This is a genomic window from Sphaerotilus hippei, assembly GCF_003201595.1.
In the GTDB taxonomy this organism is placed as follows: domain Bacteria; phylum Pseudomonadota; class Gammaproteobacteria; order Burkholderiales; family Burkholderiaceae_C; genus Sphaerotilus; species Sphaerotilus hippei.
Genome location: NZ_QJJS01000024.1, coordinates 1 through 19,722, shown reverse-complemented (window position 1 = coordinate 19,722; position 19,722 = coordinate 1). Strand labels below are relative to the sequence as shown.

Genomic DNA, 19,722 nt, shown 5'->3' with positions numbered 1-19,722 from the left:
AAATGCCCGTCCCTTTCGAGGGCCGTTGCGGGAACGCAATCGGTGTGGCGCACCGCGGCGCGGCGGTGGCGAAGCCATCGGACGTCAAAAAGCCCGCCAGCGCATGCTGGCGGGCAGGGTGCTCGAGCCGCTCCGGCGGGGGGCTACACCCTGAAGACCGCCACCGAGCGCACCAGGTCGTCGGCCTGCGCGCTGAGGCTGGCCGCGGCTGCGGCCATCTGCTCGACCAGCGCGGCGTTCTGCTGCGTGGCCTGATCGATCTGGGTCACGGCCTCGCCGACCTGGGCCACGCCGGTGTCCTGCTCGGTGCTGGCCGTGCTGATCTGGCCCATCAGCGTGCTGACCCGGTGGATGCCGTCGACCACGTCGGACATGGTGGCGCCGGCCTGGTCGACCAGCGCGCTGCCCCTCTCGACCCGCTCGACGCTGTCGTGGATCAGGCTGCGGATCTCCCGGGCGGCGTTGGCGCTGCGGCTGGCAAGGGTGCGCACCTCGCTGGCGACGACGGCGAAGCCCCGGCCGGATTCACCGGCGCGGGCCGCCTCCACCGCGGCGTTGAGCGCGAGGATGTTGGTCTGAAAGCTGATGCCGTCGATGACCTGGATGATGTCGGCGATGCGCCGGCTCGAGGCGTTGATGTCCTTCATCGTGTCGACGACCTCGGCCACGACCCGTCCGCCTTCGATCGCCACGGTGCTGGCGTCCCGGGCCAGCTGGTCGGCCTGGCGGGCGTTGCCGGCGTTCTGCCGCACGACCGAGCCCAGCTCTTCCATCGACGCGGCGGTCTGCTGCAGCGCGCTGGCCTGGCTTTCGGTGCGGGCGGACAGGTCCTGGTTGCCCTGGGCGATCTCGCCGCAGGCGGTGGCCACGCTTTCGGAGTTCTGCCGCACCGAGCGCACGACCCCGGTCAGGCTGCTGCCGATGCGGTCCATGGCCGCCATCAGGGTGCCGATCTCGTCACGCCGATCCGAGCGCAGCGCCACCGTCAGGTCGCCTGCGGCAATGGCCCGAGCGGCTTGGCTGGCCTGGGCCAGCGGGACGGTGACCAGGCGCCGCACCAGCAGGTAGAGCAGGGCGCAGATGAGGGCCACGAAGCCGGCGCCCATCAGCGCATACAGGTTCCGCAGGCTGGTGATCTCGGCGGTGTATTCGTCGACGTGGGTGCCTCCGGCGATGATCCAGTCCCAGTTCTTCACGTAGGAGAAGGCGACGATCTTGTCGCGTGCGCTGGTTTCCCCGAGTTCCTGGTTCTGCCATGGATACCGGATGGCGCCATTCCTGCGCTCGACCATCTCCCGGATGAAGGCCCGGCCGCTCGAATCCTTCTGGTCGAAGATGTTCTGGCCCGCCCGGGTCGGGTGCACGATCAGGTCGCCGAGGTGCGGTCCCGGCCGGGCGTCGAGCACGTAGAAATAACCCGCCTGGCCGATCCGGATGTTCTGCAGCGTGGTCTTGAGGTGGGCCAGGTATTCGGAAAAATCGAGACCGATGAAACTCAGGCCGACGATGCGGCCCTGTTCGTCCTTGATCGGGTCGTACTGCGTCATGTACTGGCGGCCGAACAGCGTGGCCAGGCCGGTGTAGCTCGCGCCGTCGCGGGTGGCGCGCCAGCCGGGGTGCGCGCGGTCGAGCAGCGTGCCGACCGCGCGCTCGCCGCTGGCGTTCTTCAGCGACGTGGTGATGCGCACGAAGTCGTCGCCGCTCTTGGCGAACACGGTGGCGACCGCGCCGGTCGTGCGGGTGAAATCGTCGACGAGGGTGAAGTCGAGGTTCAGCGGCTGCTGGTCGCGCCGCAGCGTCGGGGTGGCGACCCCGTGGATGTCGACGGTGTCGGCGCTGAGCTCGAAACGCCCGGCCAGTCGCTGCTGCAGCGCCCGGGCCAGGAATCCGGTGCGGGCCTTCAGGTCCTTGTCGGAGGTGTCGACCAGATCCGTCAGCAGCCGCGTCTTCTCCTGCAGCTCCTCGGCGGCCCGGGCCTCGATGGCCCGGCTCACCGAATGTCCGATGGCCCACACGAACAAGGCCAGGGCGACGGTGATCAGGGCGAAGGCGCCCAGCGTCAGCTTGGTGCCGACACCGGCGCTCCGCCATGGTGAGGAACGAACGGTCATCAGATGGATTCCTTTATCGGGTGACGAGTATCGAAGTGGCTCCGGAAATCCTTTCGATCAAATAAGCACCTGATTGGCGGTGTTGATCTCCGTCGTGCTGGCGAAGGGAATGGACGGCCTGATTTCGATTCATTCATTGATTCCAGTCAAATTGACGAGAAACTGACGCGGGATTTCCGTGGCGCATTCGTCATGAAGAATGACCGGGTCAGGCGACCGGTTTGCACATTCGAAACCATCTGTCACCCGATCCCCTGAACAAGGGGTTGCGGAGCTGGGCTTGCCGGCCTTGTCGGCCTAGACTCGGTGCCGGCAATGAACAAGTCACCTTCAGGAGACCGCCATGTCCGCCACCGTCGTGCTCAGCCTGCATGCCAGCGCCGTCACCCAGGAGGCGGCTGCCGGCTGGTCGGCCGACCACTACACGCTGGCCGGTGCGGCCCGCGGTGAAGGCGATGAGCCGACCCGGCTGGAGCTGCCCGCCGACGGGGTGCTGGAGCTGGTGCTCGACAACGGCGTGCAGCTGCTGGTCGCGGCCGAGGATGCGTCGCGCTACCTCGGTCCGGCGACCTCACGCGGGGCGGACGCGCCGGCCACGCTGACGGTCGGTCCGGCCCTGCGGCTGGCGGGGCCCCATGCGCTGGCCGGCACCCGCCGCGACGGGCTCGGCACCTGGGCACTGAAGGCGCTGAAGGTCTACCGCACCGGTCCGGTCGGCGTGACGGCGGTGCTGGCGGCCGGGGCGTTCCAGGACAGCCAGCTCGATCACCGCCTGGGCCTGCATCGCCTGCCGACCGAGCGCTGGGCGCCCGAGCCGGTCGAGGCCCTGCCGGCGCAGGCCGGGCCGGTGCTGCTGTTCCTGCACGGCACGGCCTCGAGCTGCGAAGGCAGCTTCCGGGCCTTGTGGGGCGGCGGCAAGAGCGAGCTGGACGCCCGGGACACGCTGCGTCGCCTGTATGGCGACCGGATCTACGGCTACGAGCACCGTTCGCTGACCGAAGGGCCGATCGCCAACGTGCTCGACCTGATCCGCCGCCTGCCCAGGGGCACCTGCCTGCACCTGGTGAGCCACTCCCGCGGGGGGCTGCTGGGCGAGCTGCTGGCGCGCGCCCAGCGGGTCGGGGCGGCGCCGTTCACCGAGGAGGACATCGACCGTTTCCTGCAGCACGCGCAGCGCACCGGTCGGCAGGGCGCCGAGCAGGACGCCGACCGCCTGCGTGCGCTGGGCCTCGAGATGAAGCAGCGCGGCCTGCGGGTCGAGCGTTTCGTGCGCGTGGCGGCCACCGCGCGTGGCACGACCCTCGCGTCGGGCCGGCTCGATCGCTGGGCCACGGTGATGCTGAACCTGCTGGGCGCCGGCCTGGGCGCGGTGCCCGGGCTGCAGCCGATCGCCCGGGGCGGCGACCTGCTGAAGTCGCTGGCGCTGGCGCTGGTGCGGGCCCGCACCGATGCCCGGCTGTTGCCGGGGCTCGAGGCGATGATGCCGGACTCGCCGCTGGTGGCGCTGCTGAACGCGCCCGACGTGGAGCTCGACGCGTCGCTGCATGTCATCGCCGGTGACTTCGAGGGCGAGGGGCTGCTGTCCTGGCTGGGCGACTGCCTGTCCGAGTCCTACTACGGCGGCGAGACCGACCTGGTGGTGAACACGCCGTCGATGAGCGGGGGGGCCGTGCGCCTGCAGGGGCTGTGGCTGAAGGCGCTGGCCGGGCCGGCGGTGCACCACCTGAGCTATTTCCGCCGCGCCGACAGCGTCAGGCCGCTGCTGGCGGCGCTGGCCGGCGACAGCAGCGGCTTCGAGCGGCTGGCCGCACCGTCGCGCACCCCGCTGGCCCGCGGGGGCGTGCACATCCGCCCGCGCGACACCGCGCCGATCGCGCTGCTGCTGCCCGGCATCATGGGCAGCCACCTGGCGCGGGGACGCAACCGCATCTGGTTCGAGCCCTTCAGCATGGCCGCCGGCCAGATGGAGCAGCTGCAGGTCGACGCGACCGAGGTGCAGACCGACGGCTGGATGGACGCGTCCTACGAGCGTTTTGCCCAGCACCTGGCGCAGACCCACGAGCTGCGGCCCTTCACCTACGACTGGCGCCTGTCCATCGTCGACGCGGCGCAGCGCTTCGGGGCCGTGCTGGACCAGGCGATGGACGACGCCCGCCTGCGCCGCCAGCCGCTGCGCATCGTCGCGCACTCGATGGGCGGGCTGGTCGCCCGTCTGGCGCTGAAGGGTCGCTGGGACCGGTTCAAGGCCGTCGAGGGCAGCCGCCTGGTGCAGTTCGGCACGCCCAACGGCGGTTCGCACAGCATGGCCGCGGTGCTGCTGGGGCGTGACGCCTTCGTGCAGAAGATCGAGCGCTGGGCCGACTGGAAACACGACATGCGCGAGTTCCTGGCGATCGTCAGCGCTTTCCCCGGCGTGCTGGAGCTGCTGCCCTGGCCGGTGAAGCCGGTGCCCGGCGGGGCCGGCGAGGTCGCGATCGACGGCTGCGACTACTTCAGCCATGCGCAGTGGCTGGCCTGGCATGCCCAGGACGCCGAGAACCGGCAGGCCGGCCGCAGCCGCGGGGCCGACCTGGACTTCGACCGCGCCCGCGGGGCCGGTGACGGCTGGGTCGTGCCCGACGAACGGCGGCTGCAGCAGGCGCGTGCGGCGGTGCAGCAGATCCAGGCCGCACCGCTCGATCCCGAGTGCACGCTCTACGTCGGTGGCAAGGAGCGCACGCCGATGGCGATCCGGCTGGTCGACGGCCAGGTCGAGATCGGCTGGAGCGGCCAGGGCGATGGCCGGGTGCCCTGGGAGACCGGGCGGCCCGAGGCGCTGCGGGCCTGGTTCGTCGAGGCCGCCCACGGGGATCTGCTCGACCACGAGGTGGCCTTCGACGACTACGTGCGCCTGATCGACACCGGCCAGTGCCGCCTGCCGACCTCGCTCGGTGCGGCCCGTGATGCCGGTGCGCTGCAGTTCAGCCCGGCGCCGCTGGCGGTGCACACGCTCTACCCGAGCGCCGACGAGGTGCTGGCCGCCGCCGTGGGCGGGCGCATGCCGGGCCGCCGGGTGGCCCGGCGCCGCAGCGAGCCGGTCGAGGTGACGATCGTGCACGGCAGCCTGGCCTGCGCGGACACGCCGGTGCTGATCGGTGCCTATGCCAACGACCCGCTCAGCGGCAGTGCGCTGTTCCTCGACCAGCACCTGGGCGACGGGCTGAAGCGGGCCCAGGCGATGGGGCGCTATCCGAGCGTGCCGGGGGATGCGATGGTGTTCCTGCCGCCGCTCGAGGGCAGCCGGCCGGGGGGCGCGATCGTCGTCGGGCTGGGCGCGCTGGGCGAGCTGCAGCCGGGCGAGCTGACCCGCGCGCTGTGCAGCGGCGTGCTGGAATACGCCCGGGTCTGGGCTCAGGGTCATCCCCCCGAGCGTGACGAGGTGCGGGCCATCGGCCTGTCGACGCTGCTGGTGGGCACCGGTTATGCCGGGCTCAGCGTGGAGCTGGGCGTGCGCGCGCTGGTCGAGGCGCTGCGCCGTGCCAACCTGATGCTGCGGCAGGCGAAGATGGCGGTGCGGCTCGGGGCGCTCACCCTCTTCGAGGACGAGGAGTCCCGGGTCATCGCCGCGGCCGGCGCGCTGCGTGAACTGGCGCTCGACGGCAAGTTCAGCGACGACCTGCGCTTTGACGGCCGCATCCACCTGGGGCAGGGGCGCTACCTCGGCCGTCGGGGCGACGGGGGCGGCGCCAACGGCTGGCAGCGGGTGCACATCACCGAACGGCCGGGCCTGGGCCTGCGTTTCACGCTGGTCACCGACCGGGCCCGCAACGAGGTCAACGAGGAGCCCGACCAGCGCCAGGCGGTCGACGGCCTGATCCGCTCGGCCACGCTGTCCACGCAGGACCAGCCTGGCCTGTCGCGGGCGCTGTTCGAGCTGATGGTGCCCAACGGCTTCAAGGCCGCGCTGCCCGATCTGCGCGGCCTGATCCTCGGCGTCGACGCCGTGGCCGCGGCCTACCCGTGGGAGATGATGCGCGACGAGGCGGGCCAGCACGAGCAGCCGCTGGCCACGCGGGTGGGCCTGGTGCGCCAGCTGGCCTCGCCCTACGGGCGCCGCCAGGTGGCGACGGTCGACGAGTGCCGGGTGCTGGTGGTCGGCGACACCCGTTCCGGCCTGGTCGAGCTCGACGGCGCCCGGCAGGAGGCCGTCGAGGTGGCGCGCCGCTTCCAGGACAAGGCCTACGCCGTCACCCGGCTCGACCGGCCCGAAGGCCAGGCCGTGCTGGTCTCGCTGTTCGACGGCTGCTACCGCGCCATCCACCTGGCGGCCCACGGGGTGGTCGCCCAAGGGGAGCAGCGCTTCACCGGCGTGGTGCTGGGTCCGGACACCTACCTGACCGCCGCACAGGTCAGCAAGCTCAGGCGGGTGCCCGAAGTGGTGTTCCTCAACTGCTGCCACCTGGGCAACATGCAGGGTGAAGCCCAGCGCTGGGGCCAGCTGGCCGCCAACCTGGCCACCGAGTTCATCGAGATGGGCTGCAAGGCGGTGGTCGCCGCCGGCTGGGCGGTCGACGATGCGGCGGCCGAGACCTTCGCCACCACCTTCTGGTCGGCCCTGCTCGACGGCGCGAACTTCGGCGAGGCGGTGCTGCAGGCCCGGGCCACCACCTGGCGCGCCCACCCCGCCAGCAACACCTGGGGGGCCTACCAGGCGTATGGCGACGAGCGCTTCCGTCTGAAGGAGCTGCAGCGCGACGCCTGGCAGGCGCCCGACTACCTGCATGCGGGCCAGGTGCTCGGTGACCTCGACTGGCTGCTGGCCCGCATCGGCTCGGTGGCCTCGCCGGACCAGCAGCGTTACCAGGTGCGCCTGGCGCGCATCGAGGAGGCGGCCCGCACGCGCTTCTTCCACCTGGCGCCGGTGCGCGAGCGCCTGGCGCAGGCCTGGGCCGACCTGGGCGACAAGGCCCGGGCCATCGAGCACTACCGCGCGGCGCTCAGCTGCAACGAGGCCGCCGCCAGCCTGAAGGCGATCGAGCAGCTGGCCAACCTCGAGGTGCGGCTGGGCGACGCGCTGGGCCGGCAGCCGCAGACCGCCGCGGAAGGCGCCCGGCTGCTGGCGGCGGGCCATGCCCGCCTGCAGGCCCTGCTGCTGCTGGGGCGCACGCCCGAGCGGCTGGCGCTGCTGGGTTCGTACTGGAAACGTGCGGCCCTGGCGAGCCGCCGCCGTGGCGAGGACGACACCGTGCAGGCGAACCTGCTCGAGATGATCCAGGCCTGTCGCAGCGCCAGCGAGCTGTCGCTGCAGCTCGAGGGCACGCGTGACCACTACCCGACGCTGCAGACGCTGGACGCGGCGATCGTGCTGGCGGCACAAGGGGATCGTTCCGTGCTCGACGCCCTGGTGGCGCAGCGCAGCGCCTGGCTGGCCGAGGCGGTGGCCGACGGCCGGCGCCGCTACGGCGAGCAGCGCCAGTTCTTCCACGCCCAGGCCAAACTGGAGGCCACCCGGGTCGATGCGCTGTGGGCGATGCTCGACGGCCCCGCCGGCTCGGGCCTGGACCGCGAGCCGGTGCGGCGTCGCCTCGTGGCGGCCCAGCAAGAACTGCTGCGGCGTCTGGGCAACGCCGGCCAGCAGGATTCGATCCGATCCCAGCTGGCCTGGCTGATCGAGCTGCTGCCCTCGTCGGGTGAACACAGGAAGCTGCGCGCCGCGCTGCAGAAGTTCAGGCTGGCGCTGGAGGCCGGCTGAGGCCGCGCTCGGACCGCCCATGGAACAGGAAAGGCCTGCCGGGTCACCCCGGCAGGCCTCGTGCGCGCAGCAGGCGGCGTGGCCGCCTGCTCATGCCCTCAGCATGGCACCGATCAGGCGGTCACGCCCTTGGCGGTCTCGGCATACTCCTCGATCTTGTCGAAGTTCAGGTACGTGTAGATCTTGCTGCCGTCCTTATTGATCACGCCCATGTCGGCGGCGTACTCGGCCACCGTCGGGATGCGACCCAGCTTGGACGCGATCGCGGCCAGCTCGGCCGACGCCAGGTAGACGAAGGTGTTCTTGCCCAGGCGGTTCGGGAAGTTGCGGGTCGAGGTCGAGACCACGGTCGCACCTTCACGCACCTGTGCCTGGTTGCCCATGCACAGCGAGCAGCCCGGCATCTCGGTGCGCGCGCCGGCGGCACCGAACACGCCGTAATGGCCTTCCTTGGTCAGCTCCGAAGCGTCCATCTTGGTCGGCGGGGCGATCCACAGCTTGACCGGGATGTCACGCTTGCCTTCGAGCAGCTTGGAGGCGGCGCGGAAGTGACCGATGTTGGTCATGCACGAGCCGATGAACACCTCGTCGATCTTGGCGCCGGCGACTTCGCTCAGCAGCTTGGCGTCGTCCGGATCGTTCGGGCAGCACAGCACGGGCTCGGTCAGCTCGTTCAGGTCGATCTCGATCACGGCCGCGTATTCGGCGTCCTGGTCGGCCTCGAGCAGGTCGGGCTTGGCCAGCCAGGCCTCGACCTTCTCGATGCGGCGCGCCAGCGTGCGGGCGTCGGCATAACCGTCGGCGATCATGTTCTTCATCAGCACGACGTTGCTGGTGAGGTATTCCTTGATCGGCTCGGGGTTCAGCTTGACGGTGCAGCCGGCGGCCGAACGTTCGGCCGACGCGTCGCTCAGCTCGAAGGCCTGTTCGACCTTCAGGTCCGGCAGGCCTTCGATCTCGAGGATGCGGCCCGAGAACACGTTCTTCTTGCCGGCCTTGGCGACGGTCAGCAGACCGGCCTTGATGGCGTACAGCGGAATGGCGTGCACCAGGTCGCGCAACGTGATGCCGGGCTGCATCTGGCCCTTGAAGCGCACCAGCACCGACTCGGGCATGTCCAGCGGCATCACGCCGGTGGCCGCACCGAAGGCCACCAGGCCGGAGCCGGCCGGGAAGGAGATGCCGATCGGGAAACGGGTGTGCGAGTCACCGCCGGTGCCCACCGTGTCGGGCAGCAGCAGGCGGTTCAGCCACGAGTGGATCACGCCGTCGCCCGGACGCAGCGCGACACCGCCGCGGCTGGAGATGAACTTGGGCAGCTCGCGGTGGGTCTTGACGTCGACCGGCTTCGGGTAGGCGGCGGTGTGGCAGAAGGACTGCATCACCAGGTCGGCCGAGAAGCCCAGGCAGGCCAGGTCCTTCAGCTCGTCGCGGGTCATCGGGCCGGTGGTGTCCTGCGAACCCACGGTGGTCATCTTCGGCTCGCAGTAGGTGCCGGGGCGCACGCCCTGGCCTTCCGGCAGGCCGACGGCACGGCCGACCATCTTCTGCGCCAGCGTGAAGCCGGCGTTGGTGGCGGTGGGCGTCGAGGGCAGGCGGAACAGCGTGGACGCGGGCAGGCCCAGGAACTCGCGCGCCTTGGCGGTCAGCGAGCGGCCGATGATCAGGTTGATGCGGCCACCGGCGCGCACTTCGTCGAACAGCACGTCGCTCTTGAGCTTGAACTCGACCACGGTCTCGCCGTTGCGCACGATCTTGCCGTCATAGGGCAGCACGTCGACCACGTCGCCCATCTCGAGCTTGGTCACGTCGACCTCGATCGGCAGCGAGCCGGAGTCTTCCTGCGTGTTGAAGAAGATCGGCGCGATCTTGCCGCCCAGCGTGACGCCGCCGAAGCGCTTGTTCGGCACGAACGGGATGTCCTGGCCCGTGGCCCAGATCACCGAGTTGGTGGCCGACTTGCGCGAGGAGCCGGTGCCGACCACGTCGCCGACGTAGGCCACGAGGTTGCCCTTCTTCTTCAGGTCCTCGATGAACTGCATCGGGCCGCGCTTGCCGTCCTCTTCCGGCGTGAACGCCGCGCCTTCGCGGGTGTTCTTCAGCATCGCCAGGTAGTGCAGCGGGATGTCCGGGCGGCTCCAGGCGTCGGGGGCGGGCGACAGGTCGTCGGTGTTGGTCTCGCCAGGCACCTTGAAGACGGTCACGGTGATCGACTTGGGCACTTCGGGGCGGGTGGTGAACCACTCGGCCTCGGCCCAGCTCTGCACGACTTCCTTGGCGCGGGCATTGCCGGCCTTGGCCTTCTCGGCGACGTCGTTGAAGAAGTCGAACATCAGCAGGGTCTTCTTCAGACCTTCGGCGGCGACGCCGGCGACTTCGGCGTCATCGAGCAGCTCGATCAGCGGGTGCACGTTGTAACCACCGACCATCGTGCCCAGCAGCTCGGTGGCCTTGGCCTTGGAGATCAGGCCGACGGCCAGGTCGCCATGGGCGACCGCGGCCAGGAACGAGGCCTTGACCTTGGCGGCATCGTCCACGCCCGGGGGCACACGATGGGTCAGCAGGTCCAGCAGGAACGCATCTTCGCCAGCGGGCGGATTCTTGATCAGCTCGATCAGATCGGCGACTTGCTTGGCATCCAGCGGCAGGGGCGGGATACCGAGCGCAGCGCGCTCAGCGACGTGTTGGCGATAGGCTTGCAGCATGAGGTGCTCCGTGCAGGGTGACGAACGTGCCGGACAGACGACTCGCAAGCCGGCGCCGGATCAATCGTTGATTTTAAGTCTTATATAAGACTTGCCAAGAGCCACCGTGATTTCAACGGGCTTGTGGCGCCACAAAATGACACGGCCGCACAACACCGGGGACACCGGCGTCGTGCGGCCGCAGGGCCGGGTGCGCGGGGATCAGGCCTTCTGGGACGGATGCACGCACTCGTCGACCAGGCGGCGGCCGATCTTGGAGTTCATCAGCATCGACTTGTTGGCGATCTGGATCCAGACCAGGCCGTTCTTCTTGTCCTCGAGGCGCACCGCGCCGGTCGTGGTCGGCTCGGGCGCCAGCACGTATTTCTTGCCCTTGAAATCCATGTCGAAATAACCCGACTTGGCGTTGGGCTCGACCTTCACCGTCTGGTTGAACTCGCAGGCCTGGTCGCCGGTCAGCACCCGGCCGGCGTTGGACAGCTGCTCCTCGCTGAGCTCGGGCAGCGGCGCCGGGGCGGCGGCTTCGGTCTTCTTGGCGGCCTTGGTGGCGGCCTGGCTCAGCGGAGCGAGCGACAGGCACAGGCCGGCGGCGGTGGTGCAGATCAGGGTGCGCAGGAGGGTGGGCATGTTCGGACTCCGGGAGAAAGGGCTACGGGCATTCAGGCGGGCGGATTGTGCGCCGATTGGCCGCCTGGTCTGTTGCAAGTCGTGCCCGCAGCGGCCGGGTGGATGCGTTCCGTCACGGCGGCGGGGCCTGCCGGCGCCGGTCAGGTGCCGAAATACCGCGCGCTGACCTCGACCGGCAGCTGGGCCTGGCCGTGCAGCGAGGTGCGGTGGGCCCGCTCGATGACGTGCCAGAAGTAGCGGTAGCTGGCGCGGTCGTGCAGCTGGTCCTGGCCCTGGTGGCGGTGGCGGATCGGCCCCCACTGCGCCTGCTGGGCCGCCTCGATGATCTGGATGGCCAGATCGATCTCGGCGGTCGTCGGCGAGAACGCCTCGACGATCGGGCGGATCTGGTCGGGGTGGATGCTCCACATGCGCGTGTAGCCGAACTCTCGGCAGGCGCGCGTGGCCGCGTCCTGCAGCGCGTTGAGGTGCTTGAACTCGGTCACCACGCAGTGCGACGGCGTCTTGCCCCGGCCATGGCAGGCCGCGGCGATCGCCAGCTTGGCGCGCACCACCAGCGGATGGCTGAACTGGCCGGCCGCGGTCATCGCGCTGTGCGGGATCGCGCCCCGGTGGGCGGAGACGAAGTCCATCAGCCCGAAGGACAGCGACTCGATGCGGGGCAGGGCGGCGATCGCCTCGACCTCGCGCAGCGCGCCGTGGGTCTCGATCAGCGTGTGCACCGGAATGGAGCGACCCAGGCCGTGGCGCCGGCTGGCGGCGTCGATCGCGGCGATCGCCTGCTCGATGTCCTGCAGGTGGCGCGGCTTGGGCACCATCAGGTAGGCCAGGCGGGCGCCGGCGCGTGCGACCACCGTGTCCACCATGGCCTCGAAGGCCGGGTGATCGACGGTCTGCACCCGCACGCCGACACGGTCGTGGTGGTTGGCGGTCGAGTCGACCAGCTCGGCCATCAGGTGGGCGTGCTCGACTTCGCCGCCCACCGGAGCGCCGTCCTCGCCGTCGAGCGTGACGTCGAACACCGGCCCGAGTTCGGCCTGCAGCGCCAGGGCCTTGCGCATGCGCACCTCGACGCCGGCGTAGTGGTCGCAGACCGGCAGGGTCGGTGCCCGCTCGTCGGACTCGAACAGGGCGTCGCGGGGGTGGACCAGGGGAACGGAAGGAGCGCTCATGGGTCGTGCCGGTGCGTGAAGGAAAGGAGACGGGCAAAAAAAAGCCAGTCCGTTGCCAGACTGGCTGCATTGTGACGCTGCGACCGGCCGATCGGGGGACCGCCGGCCTGCCTGCGTCAGCGAGGCATCACAGCAGGTGCTTGACGCCGTCCTTCTCGCCTTCCAGCTCGGCCAGGGTCTTGTTGATGCACTCCTGCGAGAAGGCATCGATCGGCAGGCCCTCGACGATCTTGTATTCGCCGCCTTCGCAGGTGACGGGGAAGCCGAACATCGTCTCGGCCGGGATGCCGTATTCGCCGTTGGACGGGATGCCCATCGTGACCCAGGCGCCGTTGGTGCCCAGGGCCCAGTCGCGCATGTGGTCGATGGCGGCGTTGGCGGCCGAGGCGGCCGACGACAGGCCGCGTGCGGCGATGATCGCGGCACCACGCTTGCCGACGGTGGGCAGGAACACGTCGCGGTTCCAGGCTTCGTCGTTGATCATGTCCTTGACCGACTCACCACCGATGGTGGCGAAGCGGTAGTCGGCGTACATGGTCGGCGAGTGGTTGCCCCACACGGCCAGCTTCTGGATGTCGGCCACGGCCTTGCCGGTCTTGGCGGCGATCTGCGAGGCGGCGCGGTTGTGGTCCAGGCGCAGCATGGCGGTGAAGTTCTTGGCCGGCAGGTCTGGCGCGGCCTTCATCGCGATGTAGGCGTTGGTGTTGGCGGGGTTGCCGACCACCAGCACCTTGACGTTGCGCGAGGCGACGGCGTTCAGGGCCTTGCCCTGGGCGGTGAAGATGGCGCCGTTGATCGACAGCAGCTCGGCACGCTCCATGCCCGGGCCGCGGGGACGCGAGCCGACCAGCAGGGCGTAGTCGGTGTCCTTGAAGGCTTCCATCGGGTCGCTGTGGGCCTCGATGCCGGCCAGCAGCGGGAAGGCGCAGTCCTCGAGCTCCATGATCACGCCCTTGAGCGCTTCCTGAGCCTTCTCGACCGGCACTTCCAGCAGTTGCAGGATCACGGGCTGGTCCTTGCCCAGCATTTCGCCGGAGGCGATGCGGAACAGCAGGGCGTAACCGATCTGACCAGCGGCGCCGGTGACGGCAACACGGACGGGGCTCTTGCTCATGGACGGACTCCTTGGAGGAAGTTGGACCTAAATTTTGGGCGGGATTAGCCTTTCAGTCTAGGTCTCGCCCCCATGGCTGTCAACGATCTTATGTCTTATATAAGACATCTTTGACCAGACGATTGCAACGGTGTGCGGCCTTGTGCTGCAATCCGGGGATGTCGAACCAGGCCCCCCCTTCCGCACAGTCCGCATCCGATGGTGGCGGTGGGGCCACGCCTGCCTTCAGTCCACTTTATCAGCAGATCAAGGCCCTGATCATGCGGGGTCTGCAGGGCGGTGAATGGCGTCCGGGCGAGGCCATCCCGAGCGAGCTGGAGCTCGCGGCGCGCTTTCGTGTCAGCCAGGGCACGGTGCGTAAGGCTATTGACGAACTTGCCGCGGAGAATCTGCTGGTTCGACGTCAGGGCAAGGGCACGTTCGTCGCCACCCACAACGAAGAGAAGATCCAGTACCGCTTCTTGCGGCTGCAGCCCGAGGATGGCATGCCGCCGCTGCGCATGCAGCGCCAGTTCCTCGACTGCCGCCGCCTGCGGGCGCCGTCCGACGTGGCGCGGGCGCTGGATCTGCGCGCCGGCGACACGGTCGTGCAGATCCGCCGCACGCTGTCGCAGTCGGGGGTGGCGGTGGTGCTCGACGACATCTGGTTGCCGGGCTCCCTCTTCAAGGGGCTGACCGCCGAACGCTTGAGTGAATACCGCGGGCCGCTCTACAGCCTGTTCGAATCCGAGTTCGGGGTGCGCATGATCCGGGCCGAGGAGAAGATCCGCGCCGTGGTGGCCGACGAGGCCACGGCCGTCGTGCTGTCGGTGCAGGCAGGGGCTCCGCTGCTCAGCGTCGAGCGCCTGTCCATGACCTACGGCGACAAGCCGGTCGAGCTCCGGCGCGGCCTGTACAACACCCACGGGCATCACTATCGCAACGAACTCAGCTGAAGCAGGGGTGGGGCGCCTGCCACACCGGACGTACCAACTCTGCTGCATTGCAATAAAATCGATCGGTTTACCTTCTCACCAAAAAGGCACGTCATGACAGCCACCACCAAGCAGCGGCCAGGCCCGATGCGTCTGATCGACGCCACGCAGTACCGACTTCCCCTGGCAGCCAAGCTGTCGATCCTCCATCGCGCCAGCGGGGTGGTGATGTTCGTCCTGCTGCCGTTCATCATCTGGATGTTCGACAACAGTGTCAGCTCGGAAGTCTCGTACGACGCCTTCACGTCGGTCTTCACCGCGGGCTGGGGCGTGCTGCCCGGCTGGTTCATGAAGCTGGTCGTGCTGGGCCTGATCTGGTCCTACCTGCACCACTTCTGCGCCGGCGTGCGCCACCTCTGGATGGACGCGACCCACAGCGTCACCAAGCAGCAGGGCCATTCGTCGGCCGTGGTCAGCTTCGCGATCAGCCTGGTGCTGACCGTGGCCCTGGGCGCCAAGCTGTTCGGTCTGTTCTGAACCCTTTCCGAGAGGCAGTTGTTTTCCATGTCCAAGAACTATGGTTCCAAGCGTGTCGTCGTCGGCGCGCATTACGGTCTGCGCGACTGGCTCGTGCAGCGCATGACCGCCGTGCTGATGGCGCTGTTCACCATCGTGCTGCTGGCCCAGGTGCTGCTGGGCGGCCCGCTGGGCTATGACCGCTGGGCGGCGATCTTCTCCGCCCAGTGGATGAAGACCCTGACTTTTGTCGTCATCGTCTCCCTGGCATGGCATGCCTGGGTCGGTGTGCGTGATATCTACATGGACTACGTCACCAAGTCGGTCGGGCTGCGCCTGTCGCTGCAGGTGGCCACGGTCGCGTGGCTCGTCGGCTGTGCCGGCTGGGCGGTCCAAGTGCTCTGGAGGCTGTAATGTCTGTTGGTTCCAATCTGTCGCGCCGCAAGTTCGACGTCGTCATCGTCGGTGCCGGTGGCTCCGGCATGCGTGCTTCCCTGCAACTGTCCCGTGCCGGCCTGAACGTGGCGGTGCTGTCCAAGGTGTTCCCGACCCGTTCGCACACGGTGGCGGCACAGGGTGGCATCGGTGCCTCGCTGGGCAACATGAGCGAGGACAACTGGCACTATCACTTCTACGACACCATCAAGGGCTCCGACTGGCTGGGCGACCAGGACGCGATCGAGTTCATGTGCCGTGAAGCGCCGAAGGTGGTCTACGAGCTCGAGCACTTCGGCATGCCCTTCGACCGCAATGCCGACGGCTCGATCTACCAGCGTCCGTTCGGCGGCCACACCGCCAACTACGGCGAGAAGCCGGTGCAGCGTGCCTGCGCCGCGGCCGACCGCACCGGCCACGCGATGCTGCACACGCTGTATCAGCAGAACGTCAAGTCGCGCACCCAGTTCTTCGTCGAATGGATGGCGCTGGACCTGATCCGCGACGCCGACGGTGACGTGGTGGGCGTGACCGCGCTCGAGATGGAGACCGGCGAGGTCCACATCCTCGAGGCCAAGACCACGCTGCTGGCCACCGGCGGTGCCGGTCGCATCTACGCGGCCTCGACCAACGCCTTCATCAACACCGGTGACGGCCTGGGCATGGCCGCACGCGCCAACATCCCGCTGCAGGACATGGAGTTCTGGCAGTTTCACCCCACCGGCGTGGCCGGCGCGGGCGTGTTGCTGACCGAAGGCTGCCGCGGCGAAGGCGCGATCCTGCGCAACGTCAACGGCGAGCGCTTCATGGAGCGTTATGCCCCGACGCTGAAGGACCTGGCACCGCGTGACTTCGTCTCGCGCTGCATGGACCAGGAGATCAAGGAAGGTCGTGGCTGCGGTCCGAACAAGGACTACATCCAGCTCGACATGACCCACCTGGGTGGCGACACCATCCTCAAGCGCCTGCCCTCGGTGTTCGAGATCGGTCACAACTTCGCCAACGTCGACATCACCAAGGAGCCGATCCCGGTGGTGCCGACCATCCACTACCAGATGGGTGGCATCCCGACCAACATCAACGGCCAGGTCGTCGCTCCCAAGGGCGACGACTACAAGAGCGTCGTCAACGGCCTGTACGCCGTGGGCGAATGCTCCTGCGTGTCGGTGCACGGCGCCAACCGCCTGGGCACGAACTCGCTGCTCGACCTGCTGGTGTTCGGCCGCGCGGCCGGCAACCACATCGTCGACGCGATCAAGAACGCTCCGCGCTCGCACAAGGAACTGCCCAAGGACGCCGCCGACCTCGCGCTGTCGCGCCTGGCGCGTCTGGATGGCAGCACCTCGGGCGAATACGCCCAGGACGTCGCCAACGACCTGCGTGCCTCGATGCAGAAGCATGCCGGCGTGTTCCGCACCCAGAAGATGATGGACGAGGGTGTGGTCTCCATCGCCGCGATCCGCGAACGTGTCAAGGGCATCACGCTCAAGGACAAGTCCAAGGTGTTCAACACCGCGCGCATCGAGGCGCTGGAAGTCGAGAACCTGATCGAGGCCGCCCAGGCCACGATCGTCTCGGCCGCCGCCCGCCGTGAATGCCGGGGTGCCCACACCGTGAACGACTACGAGCGTGGCGCCGACGATGCCGAGTTCCCGCTGGGCCGCAACGACCGCGAATGGATGAAGCACACCCTGTGGGACAGCGCCACCAACAGCCTGTCGTACAAGCCGGTGCAGCTCAAGCCGCTGACGGTCGAGTCCGTTCCGCCCAAGGTCCGCACCTTCTAAGCGTGCAACAGGAGTAAACAACATGGCACAGAAGCGCACGTTCCAGATCTACCGCTACGATCCGGACAAGGATGCCAAGCCCTACATGCAGAGCATCGAGGTCGAGCTCGAAGGCAACGAGCGCATGCTGCTCGACGCCCTGATCAAGCTCAAGGCCGTCGACCCGACCATCAGCTTCCGCCGCTCCTGCCGCGAAGGCGTCTGCGGTTCGGACGCGATGAACATCAACGGCAAGAACGGTCTGGCCTGCCTGACGAACATGCGCGACCTGCCGGGCGTGATCGTGCTCAAGCCGCTGCCGGGCCTGCCCGTCGTCCGCGATCTGATCGTGGACATGACGATGTTCTTCAACCAGTACAACTCGATCAAGCCCTACCTGATCAACGACACGCCGCTGCCCGACAAGGAGCGCCTGCAGTCTCCCGAAGAGCGCGACGAGCTCAACGGCCTGTACGAGTGCATCCTGTGCGCGAGCTGCTCGACGAGCTGCCCGAGCTTCTGGTGGAACCCGGACAAGTTCGTCGGCCCGGCCGGTCTGCTGCAGGCCTACCGCTTCATCGCGGACAGCCGCGACCAGGCCACCGGCGAGCGTCTGGACAATCTGGAAGATCCGTACCGTCTGTTCCGCTGCCACACGATCATGAACTGCGTGGACGTGTGCCCGAAGGGCCTGAACCCCACGAAGGCCATCGGCAAGATCAAGGAACTGATGATCCGCCGCGCGGTGTGAACGACGTGACCGGCACATCGGTATCCGATCCCGCGATGGACCACGGCTTGCTTGATGAACGGGCACTCAGCAAGCTCCGGTGGCGTTGCCGCCGGGGCCTGCTGGAGAACGATCTGTTCATCGAGCGCTTCTTCCAGCGGTACGAGAGCACCTTGACGGTGCGCCAGGCCGCCGGGATCGAACTGCTGATGGACCTGGCCGACAACGATCTGCTCGACCTCCTGCTGCAACGGCGTGAGCCGGAGGGCGAGCTGGCTCGGCCCGAAGTCGTGGACGTGCTGGCGCAGCTGCGTCAGCGCCCCTGAGCCACCGACCTGTCGCGCTCAGCGGCTGGGCTCTGCAACACATTATTTGACCTAGAGGACTTTGCGATGATGACTCCCTCCGACGTGAAAGCCACCCTGTCGTTCTCGGACGGCAGTCCGAAGATGGACCTGCCGATCTACAAGGGTACGGTAGGCCCGGACGTCATCGACATCCGCAAGCTCTACGCCCAGACCGGCAAGTTCACCTACGACCCGGGCTTCCTGTCCACCGCGTCGTGCAACTCCACGATCACCTACATCGACGGTGACAAGGGCGAGCTGCTGTATCGCGGCTACCCGATCGAGCAGCTGGCCACCCAGTGCGACTACCTCGACACCTGCTACCTGCTGCTCAACGGCGACCTGCCTGACGCCACGCAGCGCAGCGACTTCCACAAGCTCGTCATCAACCACACGATGGTCAACGAGCAGATGCAGTTCTTCCTGCGCGGCTTCCGCCGTGACGCCCATCCGATGGCGGTGCTGACCGGCCTGATCGGCGGTCTGTCGGCCTTCTATCACGACAGCACCGACATCAACAACCCGGAGCACCGCCACGTCGCGGCCATCCGCCTGATCGCCAAGATGCCCACGCTGGTGGCCATGGCCTACAAGTACGGCATCGGCCAGCCCTACATGTACCCGAAGAACGACCTGAGCTACTCGGGCAACTTCCTGCGCATGATGTTCGGCACGCCGTGCGAGGAGTACGTGGTCAACCCGGTGCTCGAGCGCGCCCTCGACCGCATCTTCATCCTGCACGCCGACCACGAGCAGAACGCCTCGACCTCGACGGTCCGCCTGTGCGGCTCGTCGGGCACCAACCCGTTCGCCGCCATCGCTGCCGGCGTCGCCTGCCTGTGGGGCCCCGCCCACGGCGGTGCCAACGAAGCCTGCCTGAACATGCTGGAAGACATCCAGCGCCAGGGCGGTGTCTCCAAGGTCGGCGAGTTCATGGAGAAGGTCAAGGACAAGAACTCCGGCGTCAAGCTGATGGGCTTCGGTCACCGCGTCTACAAGAACTACGACCCGCGCGCCAAGCTGATGCAGGAAACCTGCAACGAGGTGCTGGCCGAGCTGGGCCTGGAGAACGATCCGCTGTTCAAGCTGGCCAAGGAGCTGGAGAAGATCGCGCTGGAAGACGAATACTTCGTCAGCCGCAAGCTCTACCCGAACGTCGACTTCTACTCCGGCATCGTGCAGCGCGCCATCGGCATCCCGGTCAACCTGTTCACCGGCATCTTCGCGCTGGCCCGCACGGTCGGCTGGATCGCCCAGCTCAACGAGATGATCAGCGATCCGGAGTACAAGATCGGCCGTCCGCGCCAGCTGTTCGTGGGCGCGGCCTCGCGCGACGTGCAGCCCGTCGGCGAACGCTGATCGGCACCTGATGCACGCTCCGGCTCCGGCCGGATCGTGCAGGTCGCACCCAGGGTCCTGCGGGACCCTTTTTGCTGCCCGCTCCCGGCGCGTGGTCGAAAAAAAGCCGTCGCGAGCGACGGCTTGAGGCCTGGAGCCCGCGGGCCCGGAGCGTGCCGAGCGGGCGGCAGGGCAGGGCTTAGAGCAGGCCCTTGA

At 68.4% G+C, this 19,722-nt stretch carries 13 protein-coding genes; 8 read left to right on the top strand and 5 right to left on the bottom strand.

The window, feature by feature from the left end; genetic code table 11:
- Positions 1 to 143: 143 nt before the first annotated feature.
- Positions 144 to 2,111 carry a methyl-accepting chemotaxis protein gene (locus C7444_RS20815; RefSeq protein ID WP_110402332.1) on the bottom strand — a complete coding sequence of 656 codons (1,968 nt, stop codon included), beginning with the start codon at positions 2,109 to 2,111 and terminating at the stop codon, positions 144 to 146.
- Between the two features lie 343 nt (positions 2,112 to 2,454).
- On the opposite strand from C7444_RS20815, the gene C7444_RS18440 reads away from it, so the two are divergent.
- A complete protein-coding gene (locus C7444_RS18440; RefSeq protein ID WP_110402331.1) occupies positions 2,455 to 7,842 on the top strand; it encodes a DUF7379 domain-containing protein in 5,388 nt (1,795 codons plus the stop codon).
- A 113-nt stretch (positions 7,843 to 7,955) separates the two neighbouring features.
- Here C7444_RS18440 and acnB read toward each other — a convergent pair whose 3' ends face one another.
- The 4 genes from acnB to C7444_RS18420 all read right to left on the bottom strand — a co-directional run bounded on the left by acnB (position 7,956) and on the right by C7444_RS18420 (position 13,460).
- Complete coding sequence (acnB, locus tag C7444_RS18435) at positions 7,956 to 10,547, bottom strand: bifunctional aconitate hydratase 2/2-methylisocitrate dehydratase (RefSeq protein ID WP_110402330.1); 2,592 nt, start codon at positions 10,545 to 10,547, stop codon at positions 7,956 to 7,958.
- Positions 10,548 to 10,748: 201 nt separating this feature from the next.
- Positions 10,749 to 11,174: a hypothetical protein gene (locus C7444_RS18430; protein ID WP_110402329.1), complete on the bottom strand. Its 426-nt coding sequence runs from the start codon at positions 11,172 to 11,174 to the stop codon at positions 10,749 to 10,751.
- Positions 11,175 to 11,314: 140 nt separating this feature from the next.
- Entirely contained in the window at positions 11,315 to 12,346 is a 1,032-nt protein-coding gene (locus C7444_RS18425; RefSeq protein ID WP_110402328.1) for an HpcH/HpaI aldolase/citrate lyase family protein, read from the bottom strand.
- A gap of 127 nt (positions 12,347 to 12,473) precedes the next feature.
- Entirely contained in the window at positions 12,474 to 13,460 is a 987-nt protein-coding gene (locus C7444_RS18420) for a malate dehydrogenase (RefSeq protein WP_110402327.1), read from the bottom strand.
- Between the two features lie 158 nt (positions 13,461 to 13,618).
- Between C7444_RS18420 and C7444_RS18415 the strand changes: the two genes are divergently transcribed.
- From C7444_RS18415 to C7444_RS18385, 7 genes are all read left to right on the top strand, one after another.
- Positions 13,619 to 14,395, top strand: coding sequence for a GntR family transcriptional regulator (locus C7444_RS18415; protein WP_110402326.1), 777 nt, complete (start codon positions 13,619 to 13,621; stop codon positions 14,393 to 14,395).
- Positions 14,396 to 14,488: 93 nt separating this feature from the next.
- Positions 14,489 to 14,911, top strand: a complete 423-nt coding sequence (gene sdhC, locus C7444_RS18410; protein ID WP_110402325.1) for a succinate dehydrogenase, cytochrome b556 subunit — start codon at positions 14,489 to 14,491, stop codon at positions 14,909 to 14,911.
- Between the two features lie 27 nt (positions 14,912 to 14,938).
- On the top strand, positions 14,939 to 15,304 hold the full coding sequence (gene sdhD / locus C7444_RS18405) for a succinate dehydrogenase, hydrophobic membrane anchor protein (protein ID WP_110402324.1): 366 nt from the start codon (positions 14,939 to 14,941) through the stop codon (positions 15,302 to 15,304).
- Complete coding sequence (sdhA, locus tag C7444_RS18400) at positions 15,304 to 17,112, top strand: succinate dehydrogenase flavoprotein subunit (protein ID WP_110402323.1); 1,809 nt, start codon at positions 15,304 to 15,306, stop codon at positions 17,110 to 17,112. The genes sdhD and sdhA overlap by 1 nt, the downstream gene beginning before the upstream one ends.
- Before the next feature lie 22 nt (positions 17,113 to 17,134).
- Entirely contained in the window at positions 17,135 to 17,842 is a 708-nt protein-coding gene (locus C7444_RS18395; RefSeq protein WP_110402322.1) for a succinate dehydrogenase iron-sulfur subunit, read from the top strand.
- Positions 17,843 to 17,877: 35 nt separating this feature from the next.
- A complete protein-coding gene (locus C7444_RS18390) occupies positions 17,878 to 18,147 on the top strand; it encodes an FAD assembly factor SdhE (protein ID WP_110402321.1) in 270 nt (89 codons plus the stop codon).
- A 69-nt stretch (positions 18,148 to 18,216) separates the two neighbouring features.
- Positions 18,217 to 19,527, top strand: a complete 1,311-nt coding sequence (locus tag C7444_RS18385; RefSeq protein WP_110402350.1) for a citrate synthase — start codon at positions 18,217 to 18,219, stop codon at positions 19,525 to 19,527.
- The last annotated feature ends 195 nt before the right edge of the window (positions 19,528 to 19,722 follow it).

Bases quoted from the DNA above. Each gene is read 5' to 3' on its own strand.
- C7444_RS20815 (WP_110402332.1), bottom strand. From the start codon at position 2,111: ATGACCGTTCGTTCCTCACCATGGCGGAGCGCCGGTGTCGGCACCAAG.
- C7444_RS18440 (WP_110402331.1), top strand. From the start codon at position 2,455: ATGTCCGCCACCGTCGTGCTCAGCCTGCATGCCAGCGCCGTCACCCAG.
- acnB (WP_110402330.1), bottom strand. From the start codon at position 10,547: ATGCTGCAAGCCTATCGCCAACACGTCGCTGAGCGCGCTGCGCTCGGT.
- C7444_RS18430 (WP_110402329.1), bottom strand. From the start codon at position 11,174: ATGCCCACCCTCCTGCGCACCCTGATCTGCACCACCGCCGCCGGCCTG.
- C7444_RS18425 (WP_110402328.1), bottom strand. From the start codon at position 12,346: ATGAGCGCTCCTTCCGTTCCCCTGGTCCACCCCCGCGACGCCCTGTTC.
- C7444_RS18420 (WP_110402327.1), bottom strand. From the start codon at position 13,460: ATGAGCAAGAGCCCCGTCCGTGTTGCCGTCACCGGCGCCGCTGGTCAG.
- C7444_RS18415 (WP_110402326.1), top strand. From the start codon at position 13,619: ATGTCGAACCAGGCCCCCCCTTCCGCACAGTCCGCATCCGATGGTGGC.
- sdhC (WP_110402325.1), top strand. From the start codon at position 14,489: ATGACAGCCACCACCAAGCAGCGGCCAGGCCCGATGCGTCTGATCGAC.
- sdhD (WP_110402324.1), top strand. From the start codon at position 14,939: ATGTCCAAGAACTATGGTTCCAAGCGTGTCGTCGTCGGCGCGCATTAC.
- sdhA (WP_110402323.1), top strand. From the start codon at position 15,304: ATGTCTGTTGGTTCCAATCTGTCGCGCCGCAAGTTCGACGTCGTCATC.
- C7444_RS18395 (WP_110402322.1), top strand. From the start codon at position 17,135: ATGGCACAGAAGCGCACGTTCCAGATCTACCGCTACGATCCGGACAAG.
- C7444_RS18390 (WP_110402321.1), top strand. From the start codon at position 17,878: ATGGACCACGGCTTGCTTGATGAACGGGCACTCAGCAAGCTCCGGTGG.
- C7444_RS18385 (WP_110402350.1), top strand. From the start codon at position 18,217: ATGACTCCCTCCGACGTGAAAGCCACCCTGTCGTTCTCGGACGGCAGT.